Annotated in this window: 18 protein-coding genes; 6 read left to right on the top strand and 12 right to left on the bottom strand. The window is 55.8% G+C overall.

The window, feature by feature from the left end; genetic code table 11:
* Positions 1-25: 25 nt before the first annotated feature.
* Entirely contained in the window at positions 26-667 is a 642-nt protein-coding gene (locus ACCD05_RS05980; protein ID WP_413391691.1) for a helix-turn-helix transcriptional regulator, read from the bottom strand.
* 607 nt (positions 668-1,274) lie between these two features.
* Here ACCD05_RS05980 and ACCD05_RS05975 point away from each other — a divergent pair.
* From ACCD05_RS05975 to ACCD05_RS05965, 3 genes are all read left to right on the top strand, one after another.
* Positions 1,275-1,706 carry a hypothetical protein gene (locus ACCD05_RS05975; RefSeq protein WP_413391689.1) on the top strand — a complete coding sequence of 144 codons (432 nt, stop codon included), beginning with the start codon at positions 1,275-1,277 and terminating at the stop codon, positions 1,704-1,706.
* A 132-nt stretch (positions 1,707-1,838) separates the two neighbouring features.
* A complete protein-coding gene (locus ACCD05_RS05970) occupies positions 1,839-2,429 on the top strand; it encodes a hypothetical protein (RefSeq protein WP_413391687.1) in 591 nt (196 codons plus the stop codon).
* Between the two features lie 98 nt (positions 2,430-2,527).
* Positions 2,528-2,788, top strand: a complete 261-nt coding sequence (locus ACCD05_RS05965) for a hypothetical protein (protein WP_413391685.1) — start codon at positions 2,528-2,530, stop codon at positions 2,786-2,788.
* Positions 2,789-3,204: 416 nt separating this feature from the next.
* Here the strand turns inward: ACCD05_RS05965 and ACCD05_RS05960 are convergent, their stop codons facing one another.
* The 6 genes from ACCD05_RS05960 to ACCD05_RS05935 all read right to left on the bottom strand — a co-directional run bounded on the left by ACCD05_RS05960 (position 3,205) and on the right by ACCD05_RS05935 (position 9,841).
* On the bottom strand, positions 3,205-3,975 hold the full coding sequence (locus tag ACCD05_RS05960) for an alpha/beta fold hydrolase (RefSeq protein WP_413391683.1): 771 nt from the start codon (positions 3,973-3,975) through the stop codon (positions 3,205-3,207).
* 389 nt (positions 3,976-4,364) lie between these two features.
* A complete protein-coding gene (locus ACCD05_RS05955) occupies positions 4,365-5,438 on the bottom strand; it encodes a lipocalin-like domain-containing protein (RefSeq protein WP_413391681.1) in 1,074 nt (357 codons plus the stop codon).
* Positions 5,428-7,836 (bottom strand): ABC transporter permease, encoded by a 2,409-nt coding sequence (locus ACCD05_RS05950; protein ID WP_413391679.1) that lies wholly within the window; start codon positions 7,834-7,836, stop codon positions 5,428-5,430. The genes ACCD05_RS05955 and ACCD05_RS05950 overlap by 11 nt, the downstream gene beginning before the upstream one ends.
* Positions 7,833-8,492 (bottom strand): ABC transporter ATP-binding protein, encoded by a 660-nt coding sequence (locus tag ACCD05_RS05945; protein WP_413391677.1) that lies wholly within the window; start codon positions 8,490-8,492, stop codon positions 7,833-7,835. The genes ACCD05_RS05950 and ACCD05_RS05945 overlap by 4 nt, the downstream gene beginning before the upstream one ends.
* An 810-nt stretch (positions 8,493-9,302) precedes the next feature.
* The gene (locus tag ACCD05_RS05940; RefSeq protein WP_413391675.1) at positions 9,303-9,515 is read right to left on the bottom strand and encodes a DUF2945 domain-containing protein; all 213 of its coding nucleotides are present in this window, start codon (positions 9,513-9,515) and stop codon (positions 9,303-9,305) included.
* Between the two features lie 14 nt (positions 9,516-9,529).
* Complete coding sequence (locus tag ACCD05_RS05935) at positions 9,530-9,841, bottom strand: hypothetical protein (RefSeq protein ID WP_413391673.1); 312 nt, start codon at positions 9,839-9,841, stop codon at positions 9,530-9,532.
* A 176-nt stretch (positions 9,842-10,017) separates the two neighbouring features.
* On the opposite strand from ACCD05_RS05935, the gene ligD reads away from it, so the two are divergent.
* On the top strand, positions 10,018-11,085 hold the full coding sequence (gene ligD / locus ACCD05_RS05930; protein ID WP_413391671.1) for a non-homologous end-joining DNA ligase: 1,068 nt from the start codon (positions 10,018-10,020) through the stop codon (positions 11,083-11,085).
* 152 nt (positions 11,086-11,237) lie between these two features.
* Here the strand turns inward: ligD and ACCD05_RS05925 are convergent, their stop codons facing one another.
* The 5 genes from ACCD05_RS05925 to ACCD05_RS05905 all read right to left on the bottom strand — a co-directional run bounded on the left by ACCD05_RS05925 (position 11,238) and on the right by ACCD05_RS05905 (position 16,690).
* On the bottom strand, positions 11,238-12,062 hold the full coding sequence (locus ACCD05_RS05925) for a hypothetical protein (RefSeq protein ID WP_413391669.1): 825 nt from the start codon (positions 12,060-12,062) through the stop codon (positions 11,238-11,240).
* Positions 12,055-12,882 (bottom strand): metallophosphoesterase, encoded by an 828-nt coding sequence (locus ACCD05_RS05920; RefSeq protein WP_413391667.1) that lies wholly within the window; start codon positions 12,880-12,882, stop codon positions 12,055-12,057. The genes ACCD05_RS05925 and ACCD05_RS05920 overlap by 8 nt, the downstream gene beginning before the upstream one ends.
* Positions 12,879-14,861, bottom strand: a complete 1,983-nt coding sequence (locus ACCD05_RS05915; RefSeq protein ID WP_413391666.1) for an AAA family ATPase — start codon at positions 14,859-14,861, stop codon at positions 12,879-12,881. Before ACCD05_RS05915 ends, ACCD05_RS05920 begins: the two co-directional genes overlap by 4 nt.
* Positions 14,862-14,914: 53 nt before the next feature.
* The gene (locus ACCD05_RS05910) at positions 14,915-15,508 is read right to left on the bottom strand and encodes a hypothetical protein (RefSeq protein ID WP_413391664.1); all 594 of its coding nucleotides are present in this window, start codon (positions 15,506-15,508) and stop codon (positions 14,915-14,917) included.
* Positions 15,509-15,670: 162 nt separating this feature from the next.
* Positions 15,671-16,690: an ATP-dependent DNA ligase gene (locus ACCD05_RS05905; protein WP_413391662.1), complete on the bottom strand. Its 1,020-nt coding sequence runs from the start codon at positions 16,688-16,690 to the stop codon at positions 15,671-15,673.
* An 828-nt stretch (positions 16,691-17,518) separates the two neighbouring features.
* Between ACCD05_RS05905 and ACCD05_RS05900 the strand changes: the two genes are divergently transcribed.
* Positions 17,519-18,103: a PIN domain-containing protein gene (locus tag ACCD05_RS05900; RefSeq protein WP_413391660.1), complete on the top strand. Its 585-nt coding sequence runs from the start codon at positions 17,519-17,521 to the stop codon at positions 18,101-18,103.
* A gap of 146 nt (positions 18,104-18,249) precedes the next feature.
* Positions 18,250-20,100: a DNA cytosine methyltransferase gene (locus ACCD05_RS05895; RefSeq protein WP_413391658.1), complete on the top strand. Its 1,851-nt coding sequence runs from the start codon at positions 18,250-18,252 to the stop codon at positions 20,098-20,100.
* The last annotated feature ends 73 nt before the right edge of the window (positions 20,101-20,173 follow it).

The raw sequence follows: 20,173 nt of genomic DNA, 5'->3' as shown, positions 1-20,173 counted from the left end.
GCACCCTAGTTGCTGGCAAGCCTAGTCAGATTAGACTCAAATCAAACGCAATTCCTACCGCTTGCGCTCTGTTGACCACCCCGAGCTTGCTGATAACGTTTTTCATGTAGCTGTTCACGGTGTGTGCCGAGATGTCGAGGATCGCCCCAACCTCGCTGCTATTTTTGCCAGCCGCAATCCATCTCAAACACTCGCGCTCCCTGGGGGTCAATATTGGTGATGGGTTCGCGCCCACACCGTCGCGACCAAAAGAACTCATTGCCCCAATCAAATCGAACATAAACGCGGGCAAATCCACCGACGGTAGCTTGGGAGCAGACAAGAGCGCCGTATAGATCACATGTTTACTATAGATAACCCGGAGCCCGAGAGTCTCCTTGATGCCGATAGCTCTAGCGGCTTCTAAGAGCGACGAAGCTCGCTCACCGCTTTCACGCTCGAACATTTGGCCTTTAAGGTCGACGACGGGCATCAATTGACCCCGTAGTTCCGCGACAAATCGGCTCCGAAATATAAGTGACTGCCTGTCATACGCCGACAACAGTTTGGGGTGCCAATTGGTGGCAATTACAGTGCGTGGACCATCGTCGTTTCCGGCCAATAGCAAGTAATGCTGGAAGTCGAAGCGAGACGCTATGTCATTCATTGCATTGTCGGGATCGGACATCCGGGCACTCGTAAACTGACAGTGAGCCGACAACCGGCCCTGGTTATTCCGCTGTGACGCATCTTGTTTAGGCAAACCGGTTTCCGGGAGATTGTCAAAACATGATAAGTATCATGCTTGCGCACCTGACAACCGGTGAGCGGTGAAGTCAATTCCTTTCCCCAGAAAAACCATTGGGGATCGCTGCTCCATGACATGGTGAACGATACCAATCGCTCGAACTCTCCGATCCGCGATGAAGAGAGGGCGCTCAACCCGCAGGGAGCGCCCTCGTCCAAGCCGCAGTCCGCGCTTCGCTCGCAGACGCGACAACTCAAGCCTTTTATCAAGCTTCATTTATTGAAGCAATATGCCGGACGATCGATGACAGTAAACGCGACCGACAATCAGTGTCTTGATCTACGGACATTAATCGCAGGCATCTCAAACCTAAGTATGAGTGTGCGACACGCCCGCCATCGCTAGTGTTAGCCGCTGCAGACCGTGACGCTTTGCGATGCTGACGGACGACTTGGACGACCAAGGCCGACGCGGCTGCGCCAGCTGTGAGACGGGGCTGCCTCGTCTCTATCGCTAACGGCTATTCAAGACCTCACGGCGGACACGAATGGCTGAAAATGTTGTCATGCTGAACCCCGACTTCAACAAAGCTCTCCGTATCCTTTTGGAAATCGGAGCCAATCAATTTCGCTCGACTACCAGCATGGAACAGCTCAGGGCTATCGACGGTCTGGCAGCATCGGATGTCGATCAAATAGTCGAGCGGCTCGAATTTGCTGAACTGCTCACGGGTGACACTAAAGGCTATCGTCTTCGCCGATCGATCAGGAAAATTAGCCTGTCCGAAATCTACGTTGCCGTCATTCCGGCGAGAGAGTTACCAAGAACGACCTTTGACGAGCTCTACGGGATAATTGCACATCAGGCGCATGAAGCAGCGATCAGAGAACTTGGTGGCCTCGATTTGTCTTCAACCTTAGCCGAGTGGATCGGCACACCGAGCCGCAAAGCACCGAGGCGAGTCGGTGGACGAGGTTAACCTGACGACGGCAGCACGATCTAGGCATATCGATGACTACGCTCCCATACCTCTGTGTTATGGACAGTGCTGGTCCAAAGCCTAACATCCCCGTCGACGTGAGATCGTTCCGCCATCGAATTGGATGCACCGTTGCCCAAGATCAAGCTTCATATTGAGCCAATCAGACACGATCCAACAATGCCAACTCCTCGGCCCGGTCCCGGCGAGGCGAAGATGTTGGACACCCCTAACTTGATCGATACGCCGCAAGTTCAAATCCGATTGGCAACCACCTCTGCATTCAGCGATCTCTCATTTACCGATGCCCTCGCTGACCCGCTGATTGCACTCGTCAACGAGGCCGACTGCACCTGCGAACGCGCATTCGTGCAACTAATGGAAAGTGCATCTCGAGTTCTGTTCGTCAGCGCTGTTGGAAAGACCTGTGATACGAGAAGACCTGCCCTCAGTGCGCGATCAGCCAGTCAGCAAGGTCATCTGCGTGTTCGTGACAAGGAGAAGCCAGATCTTCAATCAGACATCGTGGCAGCGAGCTCCACGCTGGATGTCGAAATACCCTCTGAGCATTCCGGCCTATCGAAAGTCTGGTTGGTCACCGACTTTTGCGCTCGACATAGGATCGGCAGCGGCGAGATGGAAAGGCTCACAAACCTTTTCGGATCGAGCGCGACTGCGGACCAGCTGCTCAGCAATGCCCGACGGGAGGCTGGGTTTGGCTGAGCATTCGTTCGAGCCGCCTTTGAGGACCTTCATGAACTGTGCCCGTCACCGAACTCTCATGCAAATATGGCAACCTCGTCGAATTGACTGGAGGCACCATGCGCGAGAAGAAGCTTCGGGAGATCGAAGAAATCGCCAACACTATTCGTGAGTTGGCTGTTCCGGCTATGAAACCGAAGGCTCTGATCGACGCCGTCAAACAACGTCATCCAAAGGCGTCTAAGAAGGAGATCGCCCGGGCGGCTTTCCTGAGTGTCATCTTATCGGCGGAATATGATCCGGAGGACACCCAGGCGCTTCACGATCTGGCCATGGAGACGCGTGATGACCCTGATGGGACTCAGTCATGGGATTCGTAGCTCGCTACTCGCCGCGTCTAGGTCGCTTCCATTTTTTCAGAGCAGCGAAAAGCCCTTGGAGTCGCGGCCAAGGGCTTTTCTGTGCCAATCCATTGACAGAGAACGCCATTGCTGAACGGACGTCCCGAAAAGCAAACCAATTGAAGCAGCATCGGTTCCAAGAAAGTTGCCTCGTCGCCGTTGACCGAGCAGCTGCAATTTCCTATGACCCGCGCCGCCGCGCTTAACGAGGCGGCACTGGGAGGGCCTGGCAAGAATCAAGCCAGGCCTTTGCCGTCACGCCAGGCGATTTCAGTGAGGCCTGGAATAAAAAAAATCGGTCGCCCGAGCGCTAATGGGCTTGATCGAAAGTGCGGCCTTAAGGAAACCCTGTTGGTGCGGAAGGCGGCTGCCTTATGAGCAGCCGCCAATGGCAGTCACTTCCCAGCGGCTGCGTCTTCGATAACTTTCGCTACCTTCTCAGGGTTCGAAACCATTACGACATGGGAAGCGCCCTTCACAACAACCGTTTCTTTCGAGTGGGCTCGTTCTGCCATCCAGCCGAGCGCCTCAGGTGGGATGTTTTTGTCCGCATCGCCGTACACGAACCACGAAGGGATCGTCTGCCAGCTTGCCACAGTTGAAGCCTCGCCGAGTGCCTTGTCGGTGATCGGTCGCTGGGTAGCAGCCATCAATTTGCCGTCACTTGCCGAGACATCGGCGGCGAACTGGTCGTGAAACTTATCTTGCTGGATGTAGAGATCTTTTGATCCATCATCCAGTGCGACCGGATCTGCAAGTGTCGGTGCCAGCGTGCTGCCGGGGAACTTCCCCGAAAGAGCGAGCGCTGTTTCGCCAACGTCAGGCGCAAAGGCGGCGACGAAGACCAATGACTTCACGTTTGAGCTACCCTGAGCAGCCTCGTTAATGACCGACCCGCCGTACGAGTGACCCACAAGAACCACGTTGGTCTTGAGGCCTGCCAGCACCTTGCGGACGTAGTCACCATCGCCCTTCACACTTCTCAGCGGGTTGGCGACCGCAACAACAGGATATCCGTCCTTCTCCAATCGAATGATCACACCATTCCAGCTAGACGCGTCCGCAAATGCTCCATGGACTAGAACGACCGTCGGCTTATCTGCGGCGTGGGCACCGAACGCCAAGCCAACGGTTAAAGCTGCTGCGGCGAAAACTTCTCTCAACATGGTCACTTTCCTTTTTTTGATTGCGCACAATCTATTTACGCGCAATCTTTTTCTTAGCAAGCGTTGTCGACAGCGATCACTCGGATTTGAACAGATCGTTCGGCTATCTGGAATTTGATATGGACGGCCGCCACTGGAACCCGCCACGTTGAGTTACGAAAGTCCGAGCTATCTTGTCGGCTGCGCTGACATCACTCGGAACAGCACTCTCGGTCGATGACAACTGCCAAGGCGGACGACCGCATACCCTAGGACAAACATCCCCCGGGCATCGAAAACCCGAGCAACTGCAGCCGTATTCCAAAACATAGCGTGCCCTTAGGGGGTCATTTCGCGGTCTATCGCCCGTATTCGCTCAACATTGGCTGTCACGGACCTCGCCTGACAGCTCACTCGTAACCTGTCATCTCAAGATAGCCAACGCCGGTGGTAGAGCCTTCAAACAAAATAGGGCCTTCCCAGTACGGCGTGGACGTAGCCATCCAAGATTGATCGTTCACCGGCTGAGTTTGAACATCAAGCGATTTAGAAGGGACCTCAATCCGCCAGGATACCGGGACCTGCTTTCCATCGACGGTCGCCGTCCTCAATGGCGTGAGACGAACCTGTTCTCCGGTCAGCGGCATTGTGCGTCCATCAGGAGAGATCCAGTTTGCTGAGATGTACCCGTTCTTGTCATCGCGGAGACGAAAAGCCATCAGCTTCTCGCCGCTCGCCAAGTGCAGGGAAAACCAATCCCACCCCGTCTGGTTCTGAGCCAAAGGTTGCGAGGACCACTCCCTGTCAAGCCACGCATTGCCACTGACCGTGATCGCCTTCCCCGATAACTCGATCGTCCCGGAGACCTTGTAGAACGGCTGAGAGTAGTAATAACTCGCCTGTCCGCTTGCCGACTTCACCGAGTACCCGCTGTCGCCCTGGAGTATGAGTGGACCGTTTGCTTCCAGGTCCAGAGCGTAGCTAAAGTCCAGCCCAGTGGCCTTTAGTGCGAGGTTCGCGAAAGGATCGGACGTGGAATTGTCGACGGCCGACATTGTCCATTCGTCTATCCAGGCGCGGAAAGGCGCAGCATCAACCCCCGCTTGGCCCACGCCGCCACGGCCGAGCCGCTCCGCGACGTATTGGTGGTCGGGTGTCGTGACAGCGGCATGACCTATCCAGATCTGGGGATCAGCGAAGCCCGCCTTGCTTTCCGGAGCAAGCGCTGATCGGAAGAGCGTCCACTGCGCTCCGTATGGCTTGCCGTCCTGCCCCTTGAGATTGGCAGTGACGTACCACCATTCGATGCGATACTCCGGATGTGCCCCATGATCTCTCGGAAAAGATAGTTCATGGCCGCGCTCTGGAATAGCGAAGCCCTGGGCGTCCGATCCTAATCCAGCGAACCCTTGCCCTAGCGTTTCTCCCGCTGAACCCATCATGGCGGCGACCACCAAAATCAAAGCAGCTGCTCTACCGCTCATTGGCAAAAATCCTAAGCAGATCGGCCGGATCGATCCTCGCAAGCCGACGGACAGGAAGAAATACTGAAGCGACGGCCGCGAGAAAGGCGATTGCACCCAGCATCAGCCAGTCCATGGGAAATACGAACATTGGAAGCCGCCATCCAAAGGCTTCAACATTCACAATTGCCAGCAGCACCCACGCTAATACTAGACCGACGGGAATTGCCGCGATAAATGTAGCTAGCCACAGGGCCAGCGTTCGGGCAACCTCATATAAAGCCAGATTCCGCCGACGCACCCCCATCGCCCAGACAGGCGCAAGTTGGGGAAGCCTGATTCCGGATAGAGTTAGAAGACTGGAGAACATGGCGAAACCGGCTACGGCCAAGGTAAGGACGTTTAGCGCACCAGTAACCTTGAATGTTTGGTCGAAAATCGCTCGCGATTGCCTCTTCAACGCGGCTTGATCTACGACAGCAGTCTCCGGGAGGCCGAAGTCCTCGATCAATTGTCGCTTCAGATCACCCGCTTTTTCAGGAGGAACACGGACGCCATATCGGAGCTTGGCGACCTGCGGGTAATGAGCGACCAAAGCGTCAATCCCGATAATGACCTGCCCGTTTGGATTTCCATAGTCAGAAAAGACTCCGACGACTTTCGCATCCCAGCCGCCGGGCATGGCTACTGCGTCACCTATTTTTGCCGCGCCGCGACGCCACATCTGCTCGTTGACGAGGGCACCCTCACCTATTGCGACCGTGTCCCAGACGCCATCCTGTGACGCGATTAGGGGCCAATGCTCGCGGTAGGTAGGATCATCCGCGACTCCGAAAATCTGAATTTGCTCCCCTGCGACATCAGCTTCGATGCTCCAGATTGGCAAGACGGAGATCGAGTGCGAGGGAAGCCAGGCTCGCAACCTCGCCGCCTCGGCTTCATCCTTGGCAGTGACGTAGAGCTCGGCGGCAAGACGTTGATCGAGCCACCCGATGAACGTCAGCCGAAAGCTCGAAACCATGGTGCCGACGCCAATATTAGCCGACAACGCCAATAAGAGTGCCATCAAAGCGAGCGACAACCCAGGAAGTTGAATCCGCGTGTCAGCCCAAAACCATTCAGTAATGGCGCTGCGTGACAAACGCTGCATGCCCATCAGTACGGCTGCCAAAACTGACGGAAGCAAGAGTGCTGCGCCCAGCAACAGGCATCCAAGCACCGCAAAACCAGCCACCAAGCCCGACGCCGCCAGCGCCAAAGCGCCACCAAGTAACAGGAGCAGACCCCCAACCCCGGCTTGGATCATCAGTCCGCGCGCAGACGCTCGCGCCCAAGCTCTCGGCTGCGCGGCGGCCTGAATTGGAAGTTTCCAGACCCGGTATAGACTTTGACCGGAAGAAATCGCCATCCCGGCAAGCGCTATCCCCAGTCCAGCGAGCCACCACTCCGGGCGGATTGAGAGCGACCCGGAGACATTGGCCCCGTAAAGCCCGCGAAGGGTCGCCGCGACACCTGGCATCAGGATCGACGCAATCACGTATCCGAGTATGACCCCGATTACGCCGGATGCCAGAGCGATTATCGAAAGCTCGACAATGAGCATCGCTGTTAGTTGACGGAGGGAGACGCCAAGGGATCGCAGCGTTCGAAATGTGCCACGTCGTTGTTCGAACGTAAGACCTGTCGCCGAATACACGATGAAAAGACCGACAACGAAGGACAGAAAACCAAAGGCGGTTAGGTTCAGATGGAAACTGTCGGTCAATCGCGCGACATCCGGTTGCTCGGCTGGTATGCGGACAACGAGCCCAGGTGGGAGCTGGCCAAGGGTACTGGCAGCTAAACTTTGCTCCGGGGCGACGACCAGACGATCGATCTGTCCGTGTTTTTCCAAGAGTCGATCCGCCACAGCGATATCCACGAAGGCTGCGCCCTCCGGCACGTTCTCGTCGATCCGGACTTTCATATCCGTATTGCCACGGAGCTGTTCAGCTGTGGTGCTGGACATCAAAAGCTGCCCTCGCGGATCGAAGAAGCTCGTGAGATCGCTTCCGCTTTCAATGGCGACCGCTTGGCTATCTCGGGGCATGGTCAACGGGTCCATGCCGATCAAGCGGATGCGGGTCGTTCCAAGGCGCACTATCCCTTCAACAACCGGCGAGACCTTGAGACCTGAGCGCCGAAGCTTCCCATAGATGTCGGTCGAGATCCCGGTGCCGTCGTCGGCCACGATTTGCGCTAGCGCTCCCTGCTCTAAAACCGAAGCCGCCCGAGCATAACTTGCTCTTGCCTCGGAATTGATCGCTTGCACACCGGACCACAGTGCCGTCGCGAGCGCGATACCCATCACCAACGTCAATAGCTGCAGGGGTTTTCGACGCCAGTGCGATAGGAGGGCGCTGAACGCTTCAACGCTCATTCGGCAATCTTCCCACCTCGAAGCAGTACGGTACGATCCAGTCGAGCTGCTAGACGTGTCGAGTGCGTGACAAGCAGCAGGGCCGATCCCGCGCTTCTCGCCAAATCAAGCATCAAGTCGAGTACGGCGTCGCCGGTTTGTTCGTCCAGATTCCCGGTCGGTTCATCGGCAAGGATAAGCCGAGGCTTGGCAGCGAGGGTTCGACCTATCGCGACCCGCTGTTGTTGTCCTCCAGATAGTTGTTCTGGGTATCGGGCAGTGTACTGCTCCAACCCCAAGGCCTCGATGAGCTTCCTTTCCCAGGTGATGTCGTGTCGCTTTGCCAGTTTCGCATGGAAGGAGATATTGGCCGCGACGGTCAAGGAAGGAATGAGATTGAATTGTTGGAATACAAGACCGACCTTGGTTCTTCGATATCGGGCCCGCTGGTCCTCGGAGAACTGGCTCAGATCGTCGCCGTCCATGATAACAGAGCCACTGTCTGCTCGATCGAGACCGCCCGCCAGATGAAGGAGCGTACTCTTGCCGCTTCCAGACTCTCCTGTAAGAGCTACGCTCTCACGGGCCGCGACACTAAGGTTGATCCCTTTCAGGATCTCGGTTGGCCCCTCATTTGATGTGTATGATTTGCGAACGGCGACGAGGGTGAGGATCATTGTTCGCTCTGGCCACTTTCGAGGAGAAGTCGATCTAACTGACCTATGCAGGAAGCGGCCTTTCCACAAGGCCGCAGCCGGTTGATTTCAGAGCCCTCGTCCTGTGGCGGTCCGAGGGCTCCGGTCTGGACGACCTGCCGCGAGGCTCACGCAGGAGGCGGCCATGCGCATGTCGCGGTACTCACAAACATCTGCGACCTCTCGGAGTTCCAAAACCGGTGGTTCAAGGCGTGCCAACAACTGACTACTTGAAAGCAATCACTCGAATGCGCACATGAACATAAAGAGAACTTCAATCGGGAGCCTTCTCATGTCAAACGGTGGGTCCATTTCGAAAAGTGCTATCGACAACCTGGGCGCTATCGCGAGATTTCGCCGTCAATACCGGTCAAATAGAGGCTGGCTCGTTGGCAACAAGCGGATCCCGTCAGCCGCCATCGCTTCGCTTCAGCAGAAATCTCTCCTAAGGGAGGTTGCTTTCAACGGCGAACCGACACTCATTTTGACTGAAGACGGGAAGCGGGTCCTTGCAGAACAATCGCGCCGATAGCAGAGCACGCGTTCGAGCAAATGACGAAACAGGACTCGCGCATACACTGTAAACTTCCAAAAGGCTTGAGCTGCACCCCCTGCGCTGACCGATCCGAACCCGACGCGGCCGTCACGCTCTACGTAAAGCCTGAGATTGCGCTGCGATTGGAAACGGTAAACTCGCCTCACCTATGGCCCAGGTATCTGGTGGCCACGGACCGTCAGGGAACTGCTTGAAGAAGGGAGCGATCATGTCGCTCCCTATGGTCGTTCTCAGGCCTACGATTTCTTCTTGAGAGCGCTGGGCTTATGAGCTGCCCTTGCTCCGGTCTTCGAACTCTCGACGATGACCTGAGGGTTCGATCGGGACGCTTTTACCTGGTGACCTTTGATTTTGGTAGGGCTTGTTTGCGTCTTGACGACGGTCCCAGCCGTCTCACCCTGGCTGGTTTTCCAGGCGACATGGTCGCCCTTGTTCAGGTCATTGCTCATGCCCTCCTCCTTTATCATTTGGCGGTAACACGCAGCGCCCCTATATCGCCGAACGTCCGGTGAAGCGTCGTGATCTGATCCTCAGCTACGTCTGCGGAGACTTCGATCTCGCCACCAAGCTTCGCGTCTTCTCGTCCGTTTTCATCGGCAGACGGAGCATCACCACCACTGACGTCAACACCCGAGGAATTCTGGCGACCGGCGGCTTGAACAAACACATCTGTCCGATCGATACCGATCTTTTGGACCAGATGCTCGACCGCGAGGTCTGCTGCTTCGCGCGTCTCAAAGGTTGCGGTCACGGTTTTGTTTTTGCTTCCTGACATTTTCGTCCTCCTTCGACAGGAATAGAAGTGTCATCTAGGGACTAAGTTCCCGCACGCCAGGCTTTAAGCTACGACAACGCGCTTGCGATAAGGCAGGGCGACAGATCGCCCACTAATTTCAAACCCGCCGGTGGCCCCATAGGAATAGTTTAATCAAATACTGCTGATATAGCGGGATGACCAAGCCGCCGAAATCAAAGCCGCTCCTCGGAGATGTCGACGCGCCAATCCGATCACGGCCGCGCCGCAAACGTGTTCCAGACCAGCCCGCCCTCCCTTTTGACCCGCTCCCGGAAAGAGTTGAACCCGCTCTGGCGTTGCTGAAGCAGCGGCCGCCATCCAGAGGCCTTAGCTGGGAAATCAAATGGGACGGCTACCGAATTCATGTGCACGTCGAGCCGGGTCGCGTCCGAGTTTTGACAAGAGGTGGCCACGACTGGACACACCGGTTTCCGGCCATCGCAAAGGCAGCCGAAGAGCTTGGTCCAGCGACAATGATCTTGGATGGTGAAGCCGTCGTTTTTGATGACCAGGGGCGAAGCGACTTTAATCTCTTGCAAGCTTCACTAGGCGCGACTGGCAAGGCCCCGGGGAATCTGACATCTGACGCCCTCATGATGGCCTTCGACCTCATCTATTTCGACGGGCATGATTTGCGCGGCGTTGAATATGCCTCTCGGCGTCATCTACTGGAAGATCTCCTGCGCAGCAGTGAGAACGCGATCCGGCTTTCAGAAGCTGTTGACGGCGACCCCGACACTATTTTCGACCATGCATGCCGCCTTGGCCTCGAAGGCATCGTCGGAAAAAAATTGGACAGCACCTATCGGTCCGGGCGGACTGAGGACTGGGTGAAGTGCAAATGCGTGTTGAGCGACGCCTTTCTAATCGTGGGCTACGAGCCCTCAACAAGCTTGACCGGAGGCTTTGCTTCGTTGCTGCTCGCCGCGTATGATGGCGATAGCTTGGTTTACGTCGGCAATGTCGGAACCGGTTTCAAGCATACGCAAGTATCTGACCTTCGGTCGATCCTCGACAAATTGAGGTGGAAGCGGAAGCAGCCGCCGGTGGAGTACGGTGGCGCTCGAAAAGTAGCTTGGGTTCATCCGACACTAATTGCCGAGATTGAATACAGAGCTTGGACGTCAGATCGGAAGCTGCGGCATAGCTCGTTCAAAGGGCTACGCGAGGTGCAAGACAATGCCGATGTCTACCGGACCAGCGATGAAGCGGAGGGGTCATAAAGATAGGGATAGCGGATGCTGAAATCCTGGCATTCCACGCCGCTATGATCGAGGCGTTCGTGCCCGAACGCGCAAAGCTCCGAGAGCGATCATCTACGTTTAGCGCCGCCCACTCGCATCTGTAACCCACGTAAGCTCACCGTCGGCTACTATCAGTCGTCTTCGTCCGGGACATCTCTCCAGACGCCATTCTCCTCATCGAGGACCCTCACCATACCCGGGTTTTCCGGGAGGGCTGTCAGTTCTCGTTTAGCGTGATATGGCACCTCCAAACCGTGTGCCCTCATCTTTTCGATTGCCTCCTGGCCGCCGATGCCCAGCCGCCGGGCCACTTGCGCAAGGCTCAGAGCACCCAGTGACCATCCCTCTAAGGTCGTCCGCTCATACTCGGGATGTCCCTTCTGGAACCTGCTTCGGTCAGACGTCCTGTAGGTTTCGACTGATTTGATAATACAGCGGATGGCGTCTTCGTCGCTCATGTACCCCGCTTCGAAGCCGGTCTTGCCCGGCCAAGGCTCCTCGTGCCACCAGGTTGGCCCTTTCGTTCCAGTCGGATTTCCACCGGCCTCGAAACGCCAATACGACCCCCTCGCCCGGAAGTAAAAGTGGAGGCCATCGAAAACTCCCTCGGCCTGCACAGGACACCACCCAGCGAGCTCATCTAACCTGAAGTCATGCAATTGTTCGAGGCGGTAGCGCGTAAAATCGCTCAGGTGTAGACGCTGCAGGTTGTAAGGACCGTCGTGTTCAGGCTCAAATTCCAGTGCGATGCCAGTCGCGCGAAGTAGCTCGAATAATTTGTATAGCTTTGCCTCGCGCCTGGGTGTCCATCTGTCGCCGTCTCTCTGAAAACCTTCACTGTCTGCGATCTCCTCGATCTCGTCCTGCTGCGCGATTGATGCACCAGAGACCGTGACAAGATAGGTCGGTGCACCGTTGGACCACTCAGTTCGAAAGTGAATCTTGGGATCAGTCATCGCTCTGACCATCCCCACTTCCGCTCATCGATGTCTCGATGACAAATGTTGGCCGGAAGCCATCACTATCTGTCTCGCGCAAGTAACCCAGAGGATTGCAGAGAACCCGAGTGTGTCCGATTGTGTAGTCAGAGAAGCGATGGATGTGACCATGAACCCAAAAGTGCGGCCGAGCCCGGCGAATGAACCCGGTCAGGTCTGACGCAAAAGCAGCGTTCGAGACGTGACCCGCGAATCTGGGATCAAGTGACTTGGCTGAGATCGCGTGATGGATTAAAACCATCGTGACGCCGTTAAATGGCTTAGCAAGCTCGCCTTCGATAAAGGACAAGCTCTTTCGGTGGCGCGCCATCATCTGCTCAGGCTTGATCAGACCCGAAGTGTCAAAGATCAGCCTGAAGTCCAGCAAGTACCGGAAAGACTCCCTTGCGACGAGTTCACGAAGTTCATTCACCGGAAGATCGCCGAATTCGTGATGCTTGATCTCGAAGTCCGTCCAAAGTGTCGAACCCACGACACGGAGATAACCCACTTGAACAGTTTGATCTTCAAGAATGTGAACGTTGGTCCCTGCAGTCCATTTGCGTGCGTATTCGAGTGCCTGATCGATCGACGATCCATAGTAGTCGTGGTTGCCCAGAACGGCGACCACAGGCATATGTGGGGCGATCTCGGCGTGCAGGAAGTCGATGGATCGCTCGATGTCATTGGAGATGTCACCGGCGCAGATGCAGATATCCGCGCGTGGCACTGTCAGCTTTCTGCCATGCAGCAGATCAGCTCGAGCTACGTGAAAGTCACTGACGACCCAGGCTTTCATCGGCGCAGGTCCGTATCTGCGCGTTCCGGTTCGTCCTTCGAATGAGAAACGTCGGCATCGCGACGATTAATAGGCTTTCTTCCTGGACTGCCCTTTGCTTCGGACTCCTTCTGGAGCGCATTTACCCTGTCAGAAGAAACGACGCCTCTCTCATCCAGCTCGTTGGTCACGGCGACTAGCAATTCTCGATTGGATTCGAGAATGTCGATGGCCCGTGCTAACTCGGTTTTCAAAATGCTTTCGATCTTTTCCATCAGCCACGGAACACTGTGAGGACTGAAGTCTTCCCAACTTGTGCCTCTGCCATAGTTCTGAAGACGAGAGCCCAATCCCGTTCTTGTCTCCACCTGCAGCGCGAGATCCGTAGCGACCGCGAGATCGCTGGTCGGGCCATTGCCTGCACCATCACTGTGGCCGCCGAAGAGCAACCGTTCAGCTGCGATACCGCCCAACAACAAGCAAATCTGGTCTCGAAAATATTGCTCGTTGCGAATTGCAAGCAGCGGCGCGTCAAAGCGTGCGCCGCCAGCTGTTTGATACCCAGGCCTCGCAATAAGCTGACTGACGATCGTGACCTCGATGAATGATCCCGTCACTAGTTCTCGTCCGACCAGCGTGTGTCCGGCTTCGTGAACCGCAATTCTTCGCCTATATGCGCCAGTGATCCGGATTGGGATCGGCAGCTGCGAAGCTAGATCCGCCATTCTCAAAGGGCGACTCCCGCGCCTCGCTTGCTTTTTGGCATCACGAACAACACGGGCAAGATCTGCCCCGGTCATGCCTTCGGTAGAAGGACCAAGACTTTCCAGGTCCGGTAGTTCCGCGCTACCCAGCAATTGAGAAATGATCGCGAGTCGGTCGCTATTGTTCGGCAATCCGATCGCCACATGTCTGTCGAGCCTACCCGGTCTACGAATAGCGGCATCAATATTGTCCGGAAAATTCGTAGCCCCAATGACCACCACACCGTCTCGTTGACCAGCGCCGTCTAAGCACTCCAGCAGACCGTTTACGACCTGGATCGAATAGGAGGTGTGCTCGCCAGTGAAGGTCAGCCTGTCACCGATGGAGTCGAGTTCATCGATAAACAGTACGGACGGCGCTCGATCCACGGCCGCCTTGAACTCGGCGCGCATTGCTTTCAGAAGATCGCCCAGATGACCCTTTGCTTGCCACTGGACCACCGAGGTGGCGACGAAATTGACGCCGCAGGTCTTAGCCAGCGCGCGGGCGTAAATGGTCTTGCCGACGCCCGGCGGACCACTCAGAAGCAGCCCGCGATCAATGTCAGACCAACCGAGGTCGCCGCGCTGCCAAACCTTCAAATCTTCGGCTAGCTGTAGACCCCATTCTTTGGCCGGGCCATAGCCGTGGAGCTCTTCGAGGGGCCGCACGGTTTCAACAAGCGGCGTCTTCCGGTCAATCGGAATCGATACGGCAGATTCTAGACGCGCGATGATGTCGGAAAACGTCCTTCCCCTTTTCATCGCGGCGAACATAAGCTCTCTTGGATAACTAAGAAGCTTTCTCGCCTGACCTTTCGTCAGGTTGATCATCAGAACTTTTTGGCAAGCTGCTTTGATATCGTCGGCAGTTAGGTTCTGAAGCTGAACAGTGAAATCCGATGCAACAACGACTTCCGCCGGGAGATCACCTGTTTCCGAGATAAGGATCGCGCGGTCACGTCCATTACAGTTTTCCAGAAATTCTTGCCTGATGCGTCCGGGCTTATAATCAGCATTTGCACAGCCAATTCCCACTGCGTCAGAGCCCTGAGAGCCGAGACCGTCATATAAAAAGGCGCGCGCTGATGGGACGTAAGCGTCAGCGGGCTGCTCTGGTGGCGTAACCATGATGACGACACCCGAGCCCCCCAGCTTGAAGCTTGGGCAGTGTTCAAGGGAACGGTCAAATGCAAGGTAGTATGCGAACTTTCTGACTGACCATGTGATGGCCAGATCTGCGAGATCGATAGGCATAGTTATCCCTCCACCGCGATTGCGGCGCTGAAATTTGCGATCGTGTTGATGAATTACCGAGACTTACGGCGGACTATCGTTTCCGGTCCAATGAACCTGTCGTCGAGATCCATGGTGATGAAGCGCTGCAAGAAAAGGGAGGCCAAGCCCGCGACCGGTTTCGTCTCACGGAATACCATCAGCGCTTCGGCAACGGTTAGACTGGAATGCTCATCCAAAGCCGCGAGCAACCGGATGCGGTCGGACAATGCGGCTTCGTGTCGTGCATAACGCAAAAGATCTTTGGCGTTTTTCAACCGAACGTACGGGACAGCATTGCTTTCGATCAGCTCATATGCATGCCCTGCGTCGCGCACCTTATCCCGCACCCAAGATGGTGGGGGATCATCGCGAAGGCCATCAATCACGAAGCTGACGTCGGCACGTTTGACCACGAAGTCTGGTCGGTACGTGTTCTGTCCATCGGTCACGGGCAAAGATTGGCACGACCAGGCCACGACATCATCGTCGATGTCGAGTAAGCAGCCGATATCGCGGGCGAGTTGATCCCGAAACAAGACCGGACCGAAGGATCGCACCGTACTTAGGGGATAGAAAATCTGAATGGGATTATGCTGCGCAACAGTGCGCGAGGAAGAGATGCTCATCATGAACCCTCGAATAGACGTAGAGACGCGATCCCCGCTGGGGGTAGGTCAGCCTGCTATTCGTATGAGGGTGAGAGCAAATTTGGACATGCGGGAACATATACAGAACACGGATTATGGCGTCAAGCACAGGCCGAAGATTTCTTCAGGCTTGCTTTGCAGTCAGGCTATTTGCTCGAACCTGCACTGGGTTGGCTTTTTGTCGGGACGCCAGCGAACGATCTTCGTGCCATGCCGAAATCGTCGGCCGGTAACTTGATCGTATTTCACCTCTACAACCAGTTCCGGCCTCAAAGGGACCCACTCGGTCGAACGTTCAGTGCTCCACCGGCTTGGACCGCCGGGCGCTTTGCCCGTGAAGCCTGGAGCCTGCTGAAGCGCTTCCAATTCTGCCGTCAACTTTGCTCGATCTGAATCAGATATCGCCGAAGTGAAACCGACATGATCGAGCTTGCCCTCCTCATTATATAGCCCAAGCAGTAGCGATCCGACGAGCTCACTGTCCTTTTCGTATCGGAACCCGCCAACGACGCAGTCCGCAGTCCTGATCCGCTTGACCTTCACCATAGCCCGTTGGCCTGGCTGATAGTGCTCGGATAAGCGCTTGCAAACCACCCCGTCGGTGTCTCCTCCCGAACTGGATAACCAATTCGCGGCTTCCGACAGCTCTAAAGTTATCGGAGATAGCTGAAAGGCCTTCGATTGCCCGACCTGCTCTGCGAGAGCCTGCAGCGCCTGCCGTCTTTCAGACAGCGGCGATTCCATCATAACTTTGCCGTCGCCATTCATTAAAATGTCGAAAGCGACAAACCCTGCGGGCGTTTCCTTCGCTAGTCTTTGTATCCGGCTCTGCGCAGGATGCAGGCGCGTCTGAAGGGCATCGAAGGACAAGTGCCCGTCCCTCTCGATAACCAGCTCGCCGTCGAGAATGAACTGCTCGACAGCCATCGACGCCATGAAGGCAATCACCTCAGGAAAGAAGCGCCCCAGCGGCTTGCCCGACTTAGCGCGTAGGTCAACCTCTGCGCCGTTTTTGAAGACCAGGCACCGAAAGCCATCCCATTTGGGTTCATACGACCAGTCGTCGCCTTCAGGCAGCGTCTCCGCGAGCCGCGCTTCCATAGGCTCCGTTTCAATGGAAAGCGCCGTAGATACTACTTTCCTTTTAGTGTTCTTGACCAATTTCTGTCCCCTGGCCGCGTCGCGCCCGCGTCAACTGGCGTGTGTGTGCCCGGACAACGTGCACGACACCAAAAGGATGCAGCAGGATGAGCGAGCTGTCCGTATCAAGCACCAAAGGGCATTGGTTCGTCAAAGTATCAGGCTGTTTCACCCGATTTGATTATGGCCAGTCTTTCAAGCTGCATTAACTCCCGCAGTCGCAGACGCCCGGCCATGCTCCGTGACCTTGGCGGCACGGATTTTATGCAGTTAAACGGCGGTCGCAATGGGGCGCGAGACCGCCAGCGGGATCGGAAGCCTCTGTGACCCTCGGCCTCCGGTCCCGCAACAGGAGGTGTGCAGAGAGGCCCGAGCCAAGCTGCCTTCGATGAGCACCGAACAATTTGCGCTTGCTGAGAGCCGGGTGGCAGCCTTGTATCACGAGCTTTGTTTGCGCTGAGGCCTCACACAGAAGCGCGCCGCGATGGCTATCAAGATTGGCTTCTGCCCTGCGCACCCTTCGTCAGGAAGCTTTTTGCAGATGTTGACACGGAATCAGGGCTCACCTTAACCGTATAAATCGCGTCCCCGATTTGGACCCGCACAGGCCCATTATCCCGAGCAAGCTCAAGGAATTCGCGGAGCTCATTCTTATCGGCCCCGATATCAAGGATTTCCGTGGTTTTCATGGACCCAGGACCCGAACGTCTTACAGGAACTCCTTACCACGATTCTCACGACGGCAGCCACTGAAACGCACACCGCTCGCCGGGTAAAATCTTGCACGGCAACGTCAAGCTCACGTTAACCATATCATCGCCACGCTTTGTGCAAACGGAGCGTCCGCAAATGACCACAGCGTTTTTGCTTGATACGTGCGTAATCAGTGAGACCAACTTGCCGGATCCGGACCCACGCATAATGCGCTTCCTGGAGGCTACTGAGCAGTTCTATCTCCCAGCAGGTGCTCTGATCGAGCTGATGATGGGCATAACCCAAGTTTGCGCGACCAACCCGTTGAAGGCGGTTAAGCTGAGCGCTTGGTACCATGAATTGATGCGAAGCGGCCTACCGATTGTTGAAACCGACCGCGATGTGATCGAGATTATGGGCGTCTTGATCGCGGACAACAAACTCAAGAATTTGTGGGAGCGCCAGTTGAACAGTGAAGGCAAGGTCACTGGCAAACCGCGAGGTGGCCAGGATCTTCACATAGCGGCAGCGGCACTCGCCAGAAGGCTTCCGATCGCGACGATGAACGTCAGAGACTTCATGATGATTGACGCCATCTATCCCCTGCCCGGCATCTACGATCCGAAGGAAGGCATATGGCATCGGCGAATGGAGCCGCTGTCCGAGAGATATCCCATCGAGACTGCAAACGACGACAATGCATCGTCCACCCTTGACCTGGTTGCCCCCGTTATCGGCTGACCATCCAACATGGGATCCTCTTCGGACGGTAGTGAGGTCCTCGAATAGGGAAAAAAGCGATCGCAACCAAAAGTTTACCTCGCTCCTTTGCGTAACGGAAATCCTTGTCTGGAAGATTGCCCTCATCTCAAATGTGGGCGACCTTTATGCCGAAATCGACACCGAACAAGAATACCTCTGAAACCACGAAGGGCAAACAACTCTCGAAGTCGGAGCAGCGGCTTGTTCGAGCGCGAGCACACTTGGCGCGAATCCGCAGTGATATAAAAGTGCAGATCCCCAAACTCGTCTCCGACGTCGATGTGCTGACAAAGGGTGGGCGCGCTAACGTCGAGGTCGTGATGAGGGACCTCGGATATACCGACGCGGAATACCAGACGTTCGCCAATCTGACTGCCCGCCTCGCAAACGTGGAGACCGAGATCGCGGGCGAGGACGTACACTTCGAACAGTATCGTGCGCTCGTGAAGATCGATGACGACTCCCGGGCGCTCGCAGCTAGAGCTATAAAGAGAGACAGTGCCGTCACCCATGACGAAATCCTGGGTATTTCAGAACGAATTGCCCGCAAGAAAACAAGTCAGGGACATCGCGCTTTCGAGAGCAGCAGGGCGGCCTTCGAGAATGCGTTTGCCGAGGAGAATCGCATTGTTGAAAAGAATTTCCGGGGGATCGCGACAAAGCTTTTCGGTATGATGGAAAAACATTCTCGCCGATCTTCATACGTAAATCGAACGCCAAAACGCTCTTGGCGAGTTAGCTCTTCTCCTCGCTATTCTTTCTTCCGTGAAAGCCAGAACACGTTACTAGCTGATATTATCGCGACGTCAGCAGAGTTGCTGAATTTGATGAGGGCCATTTTTCCAGGAAGCGCTGCGCCGATGCGGGAGTGGGCGTATATTGCTAATCACTCTCCGGATAAGGCCTTTCTCGCTCAAGCTCACTTCTCTCTCGAAGCCATGTCCCAGCCAACCTTCGATGGCAGCATGCCTGGAGAGTTCTCGGCCCACTATAAGTGGTCGTCTTTCGATGCAATCAGATTCCTCGCTGATCTCGCCACCGAATACGACTTCCGTCTGAAAGAAGAGATAGATCCCCGTGATGTAAGGAAGCTGAATGCATTGGACCTCTGCGCAAGCGGCGGTGGACAGGCCCTCGGCATCGAGGCAGCAGGATATTACGTGCACGGCCTCGTCGATAGAGACCCGGACAGCCTGCGAACTCTCAAATTCAATCGGCGGGGATGGCATGTTGTTAAGGCCGACCTCGCCGCCCCCGTGAGTTTTGCGGAAATTAATGTATGGCGTGGGACGAAAAGGAGGGCAGCTAACTTGGACCTGGTCTCAGCCTCGTTCCCGATTGCACCATTCTCTTATAAAAAGATCAGAGAAGGTGAGCTTTTCAGCCGTGCCGTATCACTCATTGAGACGCTGAATCCTAAGGCATTTTTCTTTGAGACAGGCCTCGCGTTCGGCGAGCTTCGCAACGACGAGTTTCGGCAAGATCTGATCGCTAGTTTTGCAAATCTTGGCTATAAGACCAAAAAATGGAGGCTTAACGCCCAGGAATTTGGCGTTCCGCAGGACCGGACCCGAATGTATTTGGTCGGGATCAAAAATGAGCTTGGAGACCTTTGCGCTCCGACGCGGTCGACGAAAAAGGCGACCGTCGGACCAGCGATTTGGACCACCGCCTTCCCAGAGCTAAGCGACTTTGGCGCTTACGAGGTCAAAAAGGCGCTCTTTGGAAACGACGCCCTTGAGGTCGTTGAAGATTCGCAGGATCGAAGTGAAGCGCAGCGTGACTACGACGAATGGGCGAAGGCTTGGGCATACACGTACGGCGATCAAGTGGCACCAGACTTGGACAGGCACCGAGTTCAACCACGCGGCTCCTCGGCGCATCTTTGGCGGAACGCCGGATTTAGTCCGCAGCGGAGCGATCTTCCCCGCCTCGGCGACAGAGTATTGAAAAGGTATACGCGTGTCCCACTGTAAGCGGGTAGGCCATCCCGCGTAGCGCGGTATCGAAAGATCGCTCATTCTCAGCATGAATCATGCGGAGAAACCT

This window comes from Rhizobium sp. Rhizsp42, assembly GCF_047304155.1.
Classification (GTDB): domain Bacteria; phylum Pseudomonadota; class Alphaproteobacteria; order Rhizobiales; family Rhizobiaceae; genus Rhizobium.
This window is presented reverse-complemented; position numbering and strand designations above follow the sequence as displayed.